Here is a 12,109-nt window from a genome sequence, read left to right as displayed (position 1 = left end):
ATAACCACACGGATGAAGTATAAAAGAATTCTTCTAAAACTTAGCGGAGAAGCCTTAATGGGTAATCAACAATATGGCATTGACCCTGTACGAATAAACCAATATGCTGAAGAAATAAAGAAAGTTCATGAAAGCGGAATTGAGGTAGCTATCGTAATTGGAGGTGGCAATATATATAGAGGAGTTCAAGCAGAAGCATCAGGTATCGACCGAGTTCAGGGCGATTATATGGGAATGTTGGCTACAGTAATTAATGCCATGGCTATTCAAAGCACTTTAGAAAATCATGGAATGTACACTCGATTAATGTCGGGTATTAAAATGGAAGCCGTTTGCGAACCCTTTATTAGACGTAGGGCTGTTAGACATTTAGAAAAAGGAAGAATTGTTATTTTTGGAGCTGGAATAGGTAATCCTTATTTTACAACTGATTCCACAGCAAGTTTAAGAGCTATTGAAATTGAGGCAGATGTTGTATTAAAAGGAACGCGTGTTGATGGTGTTTATACTGCTGACCCAGAAAAAGACCATACTGCGACTAGAATACCCAACTTGTCTTTTGATGAGGCCATTCGAGGTGGATACAGCGTTATGGATATGACAGCCTTTACTCTCTGCCAAGAGAACAATGTGCCGATCATAGTCTTTGATATGAATACCATTGGCAACCTATTAGACATTGTTGAAGGAAAAGAAAATATCGGAACATTGATAAGCTAATTTTATAATAATGGAAGAACTGGAATTATACTTGGATACGGCCAAGGAGATGATGGAGAAAGCCATCATCCATACAAAACAAGAGCTAGCAAAAATTAGAGCCGGCAAGGCAATGCCCAATATGCTTGACGTGGTTAAGGTTGATTATTACGGATCATTAACACCACTAAACCAAATAGCTGCAGTAAACAGCCCCGATGCAAGAACACTTTTTGTAAAGCCTTGGGAAAAATCCATGACTTCCGCTATTGAAAAAGCAATCATGAATAGTGACTTAGGCCTCAATCCTCAGAATGACGGTGAACAAATCATTATCAATATCCCCCAGCTTACTGAAGAAAGAAGACGTGACTTAGTAAAGCAATCAAAAGCAGTTACGGAAGACGGGAAAATCAGTATAAGAAGCGCAAGAAAAGACACCAATGATGAGTTAAAGAAGCTTCAAAAAGATGGCCTCTCGGAGGACTTAGTAAAGTCTGGAGAAGACAGAGTGCAAGATTTAACTAATGCTTACAACAAGAAGCTTGATGACCTTTTGATTCAAAAAGAGCAAGAGATAATGACCGTATAAGTTACTCGCAACAACAAAGAACAATAAGAAAGGCATCGTTAACGATGCCTTTCTTATTTATGCTTAATGAAAACGTAGTTTTTCAAAAATTCCTTAGAGGGCAAAGTTTCCAATTCTCCAAAGTAATAATCAGCCTGATTCCCTGTAACGATACAAGCACAACCCTATTCTACAGCAGCATAATATTGAAAGCCACCTTCTAAATTGTTTACCTTCGGGTTTCGCAATGCTCTATCAACAGCTACCTGATCAAAACTAAGGTTACTTTGGCATCTATCATATTATGTTTATACGACATAAATAATTTTTCTATATGTAAAGAGTAAATACTATAGAAGTTGAAGGAAGTTTAAAATCAAACCTTAGTCATTCATATTCAGCGGTTCGCTACAGTAAACCTACAAGTGACTACAATTCATTTTTCCACTTAAATCTAAGCCCCTATCTATGCAGACTATCTAATGTCACAATCTATATATTCTCTATTTGTATAAAAAAATAATTTAAGTTGTATTCATTTTTCATACATTTAGTGAATAAATAAAAAATCTATGAAAGGAACTAACCTAGGGGAGTTTGAAGAAGTGGTTTTACTAACCATAGCAACTCTAATGTCAGAAGCCTATAGTGTTGCCATTTGCGATGAGATTGAAAGAATAACCGAAAGACAGGTCAAGTTAGGTGTTGTACATTCTGTTCTCAATCGTCTGGAAGAAAAAGGGTTTGTGACTTCCCATTTGGGAGAAGCCACTAAAACCAGAGGCGGAAGAAGAAAACGATTTTTCGAAGTAACCCATGCTGGCAAAGCCACACTGCAAAAGGTCAAATCGCAGCGTGACGAGCTTTGGAGCCTAATCCCAGAATTCAATTTAAAAATGATATGAGCAAAAAAAGTGCACATCAACCTCCACGCTGGGCCGATAGGTTTTTGGAATGGTATTGCCGTTCTGAAATCCTTGAAGACCTACAGGGAGATTTGTATGAGCACTTTGAACGTAACTCAATCAATAAAGGAAAAAGAAGGGCAAGGCAGATTTATTGTTTAGACGTTCTCAAGTTTTTCCGCCCCTACACCATCAAGAAATTCAAAATAGTCAACAACATAACATCATTTATCATGTTCAAAAATTATTTCAAAACCTCAGTACGGAGCATTGCTAGAAACAAGCTTTTTTCAGCCATAAACGTCATTGGTCTGGCGGTTAGCATGTCCATTGGTCTACTCATGATTACTTTTATTTCAGAAGTTTTCAGTTTCGACAAGTTTCATAAAGATGGAGATAGGATTTATAGGGTAAATAATATTTACCAAGAACAACAAGAAGACCCCACGCCATTCGCCACTACTTCAATTATCATGGCGGACAGAATTAAGGAATCTATTCCTGGGGTAGAGTCACAGGTTTTAATGACAAGAGGTTTTGGGGGAGATGCTAAACTCGATGACAAAATCATACCCGTAAGCGGCTTATGGGCCACCGAAGATTTCAACGATGTTTTCTCTTTCGAAATATTGCAAGGAAACCCCGAAACCATGCTTTCGGAACCAAACTCAATTGTACTGACAGACGAGACAGCAAAAAAAATATTTGGTGAGAAAGATCCTATGAACCAAACATTCATCCTTGGTAAAGAAGACCTTTATACGGTAACGGGCATCATTAAAAAACCTCCCTTCAATTCGCATTTTACCTTCCAGGCACTAGGTTCATACATTACCTACACAAACCAAAATCGACAAGGTGAACGTGGCGAACGGTGGTATAACGCTTGGAATAATATGTGGATGAACTATGTGTATGTAAAGTTAGCTCCAAACACGGATGTTAATGATGTAAATCAGAAACTCCTTGCCTTAGGAGAAAAGGAAAGTGAGAAGTATGAGCATTTAACAATTACATCCGAGCTTCAGCCCTTATATGGAATGATGGCTGGCCCTGATTTATCCAACAATATAGGGGTTTCAATAGGTGGGGCGGTTATTTGGATTTTAGGTGCCCTCACACTCGTGGTACTCCTATCTGCTGGCTTTAACTATACTAACCTCTCTATTGCACGTTCATTAAAAAGAGCTAAAGAAGTTGGAGTACGCAAAGTTGTTGGTGCCACAAAGCGACAAGTATTTAATCAGTTCGTTACTGAGGCCACCATCATATCAGTAATCGCACTGGTCTTTGCGTACTTAATTTTCATGTTTATAAAACCTCATTTTCTTGGGTTGGATCCAAGTATTGAGCGCAGCCTCCAACTCGAAATTACCCCAATTCTCTTTTTGTACTTTTTCATATTTGCGCTTGCGGTCGGCCTCTTAGCTGGTTTTGTTCCAGCCATGTTTTTGTCAAAACTAAAAGCCGTTCAAGCATTAAAAAATGCGGGGTCAACTAAGCTTTTTTCAAAAGTGAACATGAGAAAAGTTTTAATCGTAATTCAGTTCACTTTGTCAATGGCCTTTATCATTTCCGCCAGTATTGCCTACACTCAATTTAAATATGCTTTAAGCTTTGATTTAGGTTTTAAAACAGAAAATGTACTCAATGTTGAACTTCAAAATAACGATTCGCAAAAAATTGAAACAGCCTTTGCTTCAATTCCAGAGGTTCAAATGATTTCGAAGTCTGCCATGATACCAAGCGTGGGAAGCACTTATTTGGTAGACATGAAATACAATAATGACTCTACCGAACTTTTCTACAATACGATTGACGAAAACTACATTGACCTGATGGATCACGAAATTATCGCAGGAGCCAACTTTACCAAAAAGTTATCCGAAGCTGAAGAGTCTGAGATCATTCTGAATGAAGAAACCTTAAAACGCTTTAATCTTGGCACTCCAAATGAAGCTATCGGTAAACAGGTTGAAATTGACGAGAATAGCTTAACAATTATAGGTGTGGTGCGTGACTTCCATTATGATAAGCTTGACCAAGGAATAAAAAGCTTTGGGTTTAGAAATAGAAGCAATTCGTTTTACTATTTAAACCTAAAACTCAATTCTTCGGATTTACCAGCTACAATGGCTAAAATTGAAAATGCATGGAATGAGGTAGACCCTGTTCACGAACTTCAAGCTCAATTCTACGATGAGAATATTGAATCGGCTTATTCACAATATGTTATAATGGGTACAATTGTGGGTTTTCTGGCCGTACTCACCGTTTCCATTGCCGCATTAGGTTTATTGGGAATGGCCGTTTACACTGCCGAAACCCGTATGAAAGAAATCAGTATTCGTAAAGTTTTGGGAGCAACTGAAGGAAGCCTGATCGGCCTACTGACAAGAGGCTTTATGTGGTTGCTGGTAATTTCGGCAGCATTAGCCATCCCCCTCACCTACTTATTATTTGAACAACAAATTCTAAATGACATCGAGAACCGTGCTACAATTGGAATCCTTGAACTCTTCACTGGGGTAATCATAATATTCGGTATAGGCATATTAACCATTGGTTCGCAAGTAAGAAGAGCTGCAAAATCTAACCCTGCCCAAACCTTACGCAGCGAGTAATTTCAATTTGAAAATGGGTTGATTTGGTGATTTGAAGATTGATTTTCAAATCACCAAATCATTTTTTTATTCATTTCCTCTTCATTTAAGAACTTAATAGCTAGATTAGGTCTTCATTTAAGTATTAAATACAAAATAATGAAAGGAACTTACCTCGGAGAATTTCAAGAAATCGTCCTTTTAACCATTCTAGTTTTGGATGAAAATGCCTACGGAGTAAGCATTCAAGAGGAAATCGAAAAGCGAACAAGGCGAGAAGTAAGTCGAGGGGCATTGCACACTGCCCTCACACGATTAGATGAAAAAGGCTTTATCAATTCAGAGTTTGGCGGAGCGACTGCCGAGCGTGGAGGTCGAAGAAAACGCTTTTATCAAGTTACCAATTTGGGCAAAAGCTCATTGAATGAAGCCAAGGCTGTTCGAGATGACCTTTGGAACAGTGTACCCAAAATTGCTTTACAGAAAATTCAAGGATAAGCTATGAACCAGAAAACACCTCAATTTTCGACACGATTGCTAAAACTCTTCTGTAAGGAGAGTTTTCATGAAGAACTGCAAGGCGACTTGGAAGAAAAATTCTATGCCAATATAGAAACTAAGGGTTTAAAAAAAGCAAAGTCTATTTACCGCAAGGAGGTTCTAAAACTGATGAGGCCTTCCGTGATTAAAAAGCCAAAAGGCTTCAACTCAAAAATCAATACTTCTTTGTTCAAGCTTCACTTTGTTCTTACGCTTAGGAATATTCAACGCAACAAGGTTTTTAGTTTGGTAAACATTCTAGGCTTAGGAGCCGCGCTCACCATTTGCCTCTTTTGCGTAAATATGATTTACACTGGGTTTCAGTATGACAAGTACCCAGATGGAGAGAGGCTTTATCGCATAACCACTAAAGTAGAAGACCCAAAAAACTCCATGCATTGGGCGACTTCCTCGTTTGCTTTAAAATGGAAGTTGGATGGGATTCCCCAAATAGAAAAGTCTTCCACATTTATGGAGAATATGTTTGGTTACTATGAAGTAAAAGGAGAAACGATTAGAGCCAACGGTTACCCAATTGACAAAGAATTTTTAGACCTTTTTCAGTTTGAAGTTGTTGAGGGTAATCCATATGATCTGTTCAATGACTTAAACTCCGTGATTATTACAGATGAACTCGCAGAAAAACTTTATGGAGACGAAAGTGCAATAGGCAAACAAAGTAAAAGCAGAGGAATTATTAGAGCAGTCATCAAATCTCCAGAAGGTAATTCTCATTTCGCCTTTCAGTTTTTGATCAATATTGGTTTCATGACGAATACAATGTCTGAACCTGAAATCAATACTAGGTTCAACAAATGGAATAACTTCGACCAAAGTTATTACACATACTTTAAGCTAGGTGAAAACTCAAAAATCGAAGATGTTGAAAACCTTATTGCTGGATTCAGTGAAGAAATGACCTCAAGTATGTCTGATGGTAATAAATATACAATGGAAGTCCAGCCCGTAAGCTCGATAATGTTTGGAAACTTTCTTTGGGCAGATTTCCCCAATGTTTTCCCTCGAACCACGCTATATGTTTTACTAATTCCAATCATCATTCTAATTTCATTGGCTTCTTTTAACTATACCAACTTATCGATAGCAAGATCGCTCCAACGTTCAAAAGAAATAGGCATTAGAAAGATAGCAGGAAGCTCGAAAAAACAGGTCGTTTTCCAGTTTCTGATAGAGACTGTAATATTTTCTCTATTAGCCTTGGCCATTGCCTTTGTTAGCTACAGCTATATTTCAACCCAATTTGAAGGTCACATTCAAGAGTTGGCAGAACTCTACTCGCCCCATCTTAATTTGGAAATTATACTATGGTTCATCGCCTTCAGTATTATTGTTGGTCTAGTTGCAGGAATATTGCCCGCCTTACATTTCGCTCGCGTCTCTCCTCTTGTGGCTATCCACAAAAAAGCTGGTAAACAAATTTCATTGTCTAGTATCAGAAAGGGACTAGTAGGTGTACAGCTGTGTATTTCTACCTTGTGCATTTTGTTTATTGTTTTGATTTCGGACCAAAAGCAACAGCTATTAGCGGCAGATTTAGGTTTTGAAACTTCTGGTCTTATTACCATTCCAACAAAAAAAGTGGATCTCGATTTACTCACTGCTGAACTCGATAAAATCCCAGAAATAAACAGCTATACAACTACCTCCATGATTCCTGGCACTGGAGGAATGACTAGAAGAATCTTAGTAAGTGGCAATTATCAAGATACCATTTCCGCTCGCTACGGATTAGCTGATGATGGCTTTAACACTGTATATAACCCAAAACTTATTTCTGGAACTGGTTTTACTAAAGACCGTGAGGACGAAATTATAGTTGATGAGAATTTTCTTAAGGCTATGAATATCCCCTTAGATAGTGCATTAGGGAGTATAGTTCACATTATGCATTTCGACATTCAGGAAGACCTACAAATTACTGGAGTGTTAGACAACTATGTTTATCAAGCCATGTCCTCGTCTTTTGCACTCCCTTTCATAATCCGTAACCAGAGAGATAGTTTACTTACAAACAAAATCACGTTGAAACTTACTTCGAGTAACGTAGCACTTACTCTTAAAAAAATAGAAGCAGGCTGGAGCGCTATTGCAGGCGACAATAGCTTTGACCCCATTTTTGTAGATGACCAACTTGAAAAAAGCTATGACGCCTTTTTCAACTTTATGGACATGCTAAAACTGGCAGGTATCACGGTTATTATTATTGCCATTTTAGGGCAATTCGGAATGGCGCTTTACAGTGCAGAGAGCAGGGTAAAAGAAATTGGTATCAGAAGAGTACTAGGAGCGCAGTTTCACTCTATAGCAAAACTAATTTCTAAGGGGTCTGTGAAGGCTTTGGCTATTTCGGCCATTATCTCTGTTCCATTAATCTATTTGATCTATCAAGAGCTTATCTTCCCAAGTTTCACTATACATCTTGATGTTTCGGAAATGCATATTATTCTAACGCTCGCTACATTTTGGTCTATTGTTTTAGGCATTGTGATTTTTCAAACTTGGCAAACCGCCAAAGCCAACCCTTCAGAATCATTGAGAAGTGAGTAGCTAATTTGAATATGAGTTGATTTGGTGATTTGAAGATTGATTCTCAAATCACCAAATTCTCAAATCAAAAAGTCAAGTCTTCATTTTAGAACTTCTAATTTATTTCATACATTGGTCTACATTTTAGAACATGCTATGAAAGGAACAAATCTGGGTGAATTTGAAGAAATAGCTTTACTCACCATTTTGGTTTTAAAAGATGACGCCTACGGAGTAAGCATTAAGCGCGAAATCAACGAACAGGGAAAGAGGAATATTAGCAGAGGCGCTCTGCATACTGCACTCTCTCGTTTGGAAGAAAAAGGGCTATTGACTTCGAAACAAGGCGAAGGCAGCGAAGACAGAGGCGGCAGGCCAAAGCGCTATTATGAGGTAACCAATAAGGGCTTGACTGCTTTGCAGGAAGCCAAAGAAGTCCGCGACCAATTATGGAGTCAGGTGCCAGCTTTTCGTCTACAATAAACCATTTATAGACATGCGCATCATTCCTCCAAAACTATACACTCGGCTTTTTGAAGCCTTCTGCAAGCCTACTCTTTATCAAGAGCTTCAAGGTGATTTAGAAGAAGAATTCAACTTTAATCTAAAAGAATTAGGAGAGAAAAAGGCCAAAGCCATTTATCGTAAAGAAGTGCTTAAAATGATTAGGCCGTCTATTATCAAGCTTAAAAATCCATTTCGAGCATCACTTTTCAGAGTCCACCTAATCTTATCGGTGAGAAATTTAAGAAGGAATAAAGTTTTTAGCGCAATTAATATTCTAGGACTTGGCGCGGCTTTATCAGTCTGTCTTTTCCTAGTCAACATGCTTTATACTGGCTTATCACATGATAATCAGCACCCAGAGGGAGATAGACTGTATAGAATCACTACCACTCAACACTACTCTAACAGACAACCCTTTCCTAGTGCTTCTGGCCCAATTGAACTTGAAGAAACATTACTACTTGGTTTACCAGAAATTGAGCTGAGCACTGTAGTCGAACATGGACAAGGGTTTGCCTTTCCTTTTGGCAGTGAATCATATCGTGCTTATAGTATATTGGTAGATACGGCATTTTTTGAAATGTTCAACTTCAAAATAATTGAAGGCTCTCCTCAAAGTATTTTTGAAGACGTCAACAGTATTGTAATCACCCAAGAAGTAGCTCAAAAAATATTCCCTAATGAAAGTGCTCTTGGAAAAGAAACTCTTCAAGGCTATGTAATCAAAGCGGTTATTGAAACACCAAAGAATAAGTCACACTTGGATTTTCAGGTAATTGGCAACCGAGCCATCAACTCCCTGTCTGAAAACAAAGCGTCAACTCAGAACCAAAAATGGAGTATTGCTTACGGCAATTACTTCTATGTTCGGCTCAACGAGAATATTTCAATAAATCAATTAGACCAAAAACTTGAAAGACTCTCTGCGGAAGTAAATAACCAATTTAAGAGAAATGACACCAGTCTTCATTTCGAAAGTCAGCTAGTGAGAGACATCACCTTTGGCGATTTTCATCAGTTTGATTTCGGTTATGTTATAGACCGGAAACTCTTCCACGTAATACTTTTACTCGGAGTCATCACATTAGCCATTGCATCATTCAACTACACCAATCTTTCTATTGCAAGGGCAATTCAGCGAACAAAAGAGGTTAGTATCAGAAAAATCAATGGTAGTACAAGAGCACAAATAGTAGGTCAATTTCTAATAGAAACGGTGATATTTTCTCTATTGGCCATGGGAATTGCACTAACGGGGTACTTTTTCTTTGCCTCTGCTTTTAATAATGTGCTCGAAGAGTTGTCTGGTATTTTTACCCAGTCTATGAATCCTTCACTGATCTTCTGGTTCTTGATTCTAAGCATTGGCATTGGACTTTTTGCCGGTTTTCTGCCAGCACTATATTTTTCAAGAATCTCACCATTAAAAGGAATCAATTCACGTATTAAGTCGCAAGCGCCATCCGTTTTAAGGCTCCGAAAGCTTCTAACAGGCTTTCAGCTCACTATCTCAATGCTTTGTGTATTGACAATTGCCCTTGGAAACGATTTATATAAACAAGTCTTATCAACCGATATGGGCTTTGACTATGAAGGCCTGATTACATTTAAGACAAATGAAATTGACCCAGAGTTATTTAAAAACGAATTATCAAAACTTCCTTCTATCAAGGCTTATACATTGACGGGCTTCGTTCCAGGTGTCGACCACAATGAGATTCAGCAGGTATCCATAGCACAAAGCCTTGACACCATATTAACCTACAAGGCCTTTGCTCATTACGACTTTGGCCAGGTCTATAACCCAAGAATGATAAGTGATGGTAGCCCGCAGAGCTTGCCTCGAACCTCTGACCAAATTTTGGTAAACCCTCTCTTTTTACAAAGAATGAATATACCTATAGACAGCGCCTTAGGTCGAGCTGTCTATTTTCAGAGTAAAAATGACATACCTGCTCAAACTAAGTATATCGGAGGGGTATTGAACGGCTTTGTAAGAAACGCTTTAGAACAATATAGGATACCCTTCATCATCGAATTGCTCGAACAACACCCTAAAATGAATATCATTACACTATCCATAGCTTCTGAAAACCTTAGTAGCACATTGGCCGAAATTGAGAATATGTACCAGAAATTCAGCCATAATAGTGCGTTCGAACCGAAGTTTGTTGATGATCAAATCAAGAATAGCTATGTGGAATTTCTAGGTATAATGAAGGTTATTTGGTTTCTAGGAATAAGTATCATTTTAATTTCGGTCCTAGGTCAATTGGGAATTGCTCTCTACAATGCCGAAAGTAGAGTAAAAGAAATTGGAATTAGAAAGGTGCTTGGAGCGGCTATAAATCAAATTTTAAGACTCCTGTTAAGAGGCACCGTATCAACATTAATTATTTCATTCGTCATAGCTGCTCCCCTAGCCTATTTATTGGCAGGAAATTTCATTATGCCGCAAATTGCAATCAAAGCACATATTAGTCTAATGGCCGTATTTCAGGGATTCCTTATACTATCAATCATGGTGGTTGGTGTTATTCTTACCCAAACTTGGCGCACTGCCCGCCTTAACCCAAGTGAATCCCTAAAGAGTGAATAATCACAAAAAACTCAAAAGAGGTAGACATAAACAAAAAATAAGAAGATATGAGAACATCAAAAACAACACTAACAGTACTATTATTAAGTCTTTTTAGTAGTACACTTTACAGCCAAGAGTTATTAAACTTTACAGTAAAAGGAAAAGTAACTCATAACTTTGACGAATACATTTATCTCAGTTATGCTGCTAAAGTGGACAGCTTTCTAGTTAAAGACAATAGGTTTGAGTTTGAAGGACAAGTACCAAATCGATTAGAAGCAAAAGTTCACACTAAAGGCGGATACGTTACAGATTCTTTTTACTTAGACGATGGCACCACAACCGTTTCAGTCTCTATCAAAGACAAAGTCACCAGCATCGAATCTATCGAAGGAAACAAAACCCATGAAACTCTAATGGGTTTGAAAGCCTTCTTTGAAGACAACGAAGACGAGCCTGACTTCCAGAACCAGATGTACAAAAGGTTAGATAAAATCATTAGTGAAAACCCAAGTAGTCAATTCAGCGGATCTCTTTTGGGCGAGATAATCATGGATCCTATTTTCAGCTTTGAAGAAGCCATGTCATTGTACTCAAAGCTAGACACTACTGTTCAAGATGAGTTTGATCTGTCCGCAATGAAGGTGTCGTTAGACAAATTGAAGAACAGCAAAATTGGTAAACAGTTCTCTCCAATTACATTACCCGATATGAATGGAAATATGGTCGGTATTGACGACTATAAAGGCTCATTTCTACTAGTGGAATTTTGGGCGTCTTGGTGTGGTGGCTGTAGAGTTGCTAATCCAGAACTGGTTGATATTCGCAGGGAGTTTATATCTAAGGGCTTTGATATTATGGGTATATCACTAGATGAAAACCGTACTGCTTGGCTAACGGCTATCGAAAAAGACGGTCTAACTTGGGAAAACACCATTGCAGAGGGTGGCTTTAAGAACGAAACCATTGAAAATCTAAAAATTCAATACTTGCCATCAAACTACCTCCTTGATCGTAATGGGAAGATTGTAGCCATTAACATAAGTCCAAAAATCTTGAGAATTAAGCTCAAAGAATTAATGGGTGAAGAGGAGTAGTTTAGTTAAAAATAGCTTTAGAAAACTATAACAAGCAATTTCATACTTAAAATATAACG

General features: G+C 38.0%; 9 protein-coding genes. All 9 read left to right on the top strand.

The features are described from left to right. The first annotated feature begins 12 nt into the window (after window positions 1–12). The 9 genes from pyrH (at window position 13) to AAC026_RS12825 (ending at window position 12,050) form a co-directional block, all read left to right on the top strand. On the top strand, window positions 13–720 hold the full coding sequence (gene pyrH, locus AAC026_RS12865) for a UMP kinase (RefSeq protein WP_339606441.1): 708 nt from the start codon (window positions 13–15) through the stop codon (window positions 718–720). Window positions 721–730: 10 nt separating this feature from the next. After that, a complete protein-coding gene (gene frr, locus AAC026_RS12860) occupies window positions 731–1,291 on the top strand; it encodes a ribosome recycling factor (RefSeq protein WP_339698750.1) in 561 nt (186 codons plus the stop codon). 551 nt (window positions 1,292–1,842) lie between these two features. Beyond that, the gene (locus tag AAC026_RS12855; RefSeq protein WP_339698747.1) at window positions 1,843–2,175 is read left to right on the top strand and encodes a PadR family transcriptional regulator; all 333 of its coding nucleotides are present in this window, start codon (window positions 1,843–1,845) and stop codon (window positions 2,173–2,175) included. Next, on the top strand, window positions 2,172–4,799 hold the full coding sequence (locus AAC026_RS12850) for an ABC transporter permease (protein ID WP_339698744.1): 2,628 nt from the start codon (window positions 2,172–2,174) through the stop codon (window positions 4,797–4,799). Before AAC026_RS12855 ends, AAC026_RS12850 begins: the two co-directional genes overlap by 4 nt. A 138-nt stretch (window positions 4,800–4,937) precedes the next feature. After that, a complete protein-coding gene (locus tag AAC026_RS12845; protein WP_339698741.1) occupies window positions 4,938–5,276 on the top strand; it encodes a helix-turn-helix transcriptional regulator in 339 nt (112 codons plus the stop codon). Between the two features lie 3 nt (window positions 5,277–5,279). Next, window positions 5,280–7,886, top strand: a complete 2,607-nt coding sequence (locus AAC026_RS12840; RefSeq protein ID WP_339698738.1) for an FtsX-like permease family protein — start codon at window positions 5,280–5,282, stop codon at window positions 7,884–7,886. 135 nt (window positions 7,887–8,021) lie between these two features. Continuing rightward, window positions 8,022–8,348, top strand: a complete 327-nt coding sequence (locus AAC026_RS12835) for a helix-turn-helix transcriptional regulator (protein WP_339698735.1) — start codon at window positions 8,022–8,024, stop codon at window positions 8,346–8,348. Between the two features lie 13 nt (window positions 8,349–8,361). Continuing rightward, window positions 8,362–10,971, top strand: coding sequence for an FtsX-like permease family protein (locus tag AAC026_RS12830; protein ID WP_339698732.1), 2,610 nt, complete (start codon window positions 8,362–8,364; stop codon window positions 10,969–10,971). A gap of 47 nt (window positions 10,972–11,018) precedes the next feature. Beyond that, window positions 11,019–12,050: a TlpA disulfide reductase family protein gene (locus AAC026_RS12825; protein WP_339698729.1), complete on the top strand. Its 1,032-nt coding sequence runs from the start codon at window positions 11,019–11,021 to the stop codon at window positions 12,048–12,050. Window positions 12,051–12,109 lie beyond the last annotated feature (59 nt).

It is taken from the genome of uncultured Roseivirga sp. (genome assembly GCF_963973945.1).
Lineage (GTDB): Bacteria > Bacteroidota > Bacteroidia > Cytophagales > Cyclobacteriaceae > Roseivirga.
The sequence above is the reverse complement of the archived record's forward strand: the minus strand, read 5'-3'. Positions and strand labels throughout refer to the sequence as shown.

What these genes read in the sequence shown, in the direction of transcription:
- pyrH (WP_339606441.1), top strand. Translation starts at nt 13, where the DNA reads ATGAAGTATAAAAGAATTCTTCTAAAACTTAGCGGAGAAGCCTTAATG.
- frr (WP_339698750.1), top strand. Translation starts at nt 731, where the DNA reads ATGGAAGAACTGGAATTATACTTGGATACGGCCAAGGAGATGATGGAG.
- AAC026_RS12855 (WP_339698747.1), top strand. Translation starts at nt 1,843, where the DNA reads ATGAAAGGAACTAACCTAGGGGAGTTTGAAGAAGTGGTTTTACTAACC.
- AAC026_RS12850 (WP_339698744.1), top strand. Translation starts at nt 2,172, where the DNA reads ATGAGCAAAAAAAGTGCACATCAACCTCCACGCTGGGCCGATAGGTTT.
- AAC026_RS12845 (WP_339698741.1), top strand. Translation starts at nt 4,938, where the DNA reads ATGAAAGGAACTTACCTCGGAGAATTTCAAGAAATCGTCCTTTTAACC.
- AAC026_RS12840 (WP_339698738.1), top strand. Translation starts at nt 5,280, where the DNA reads ATGAACCAGAAAACACCTCAATTTTCGACACGATTGCTAAAACTCTTC.
- AAC026_RS12835 (WP_339698735.1), top strand. Translation starts at nt 8,022, where the DNA reads ATGAAAGGAACAAATCTGGGTGAATTTGAAGAAATAGCTTTACTCACC.
- AAC026_RS12830 (WP_339698732.1), top strand. Translation starts at nt 8,362, where the DNA reads ATGCGCATCATTCCTCCAAAACTATACACTCGGCTTTTTGAAGCCTTC.
- AAC026_RS12825 (WP_339698729.1), top strand. Translation starts at nt 11,019, where the DNA reads ATGAGAACATCAAAAACAACACTAACAGTACTATTATTAAGTCTTTTT.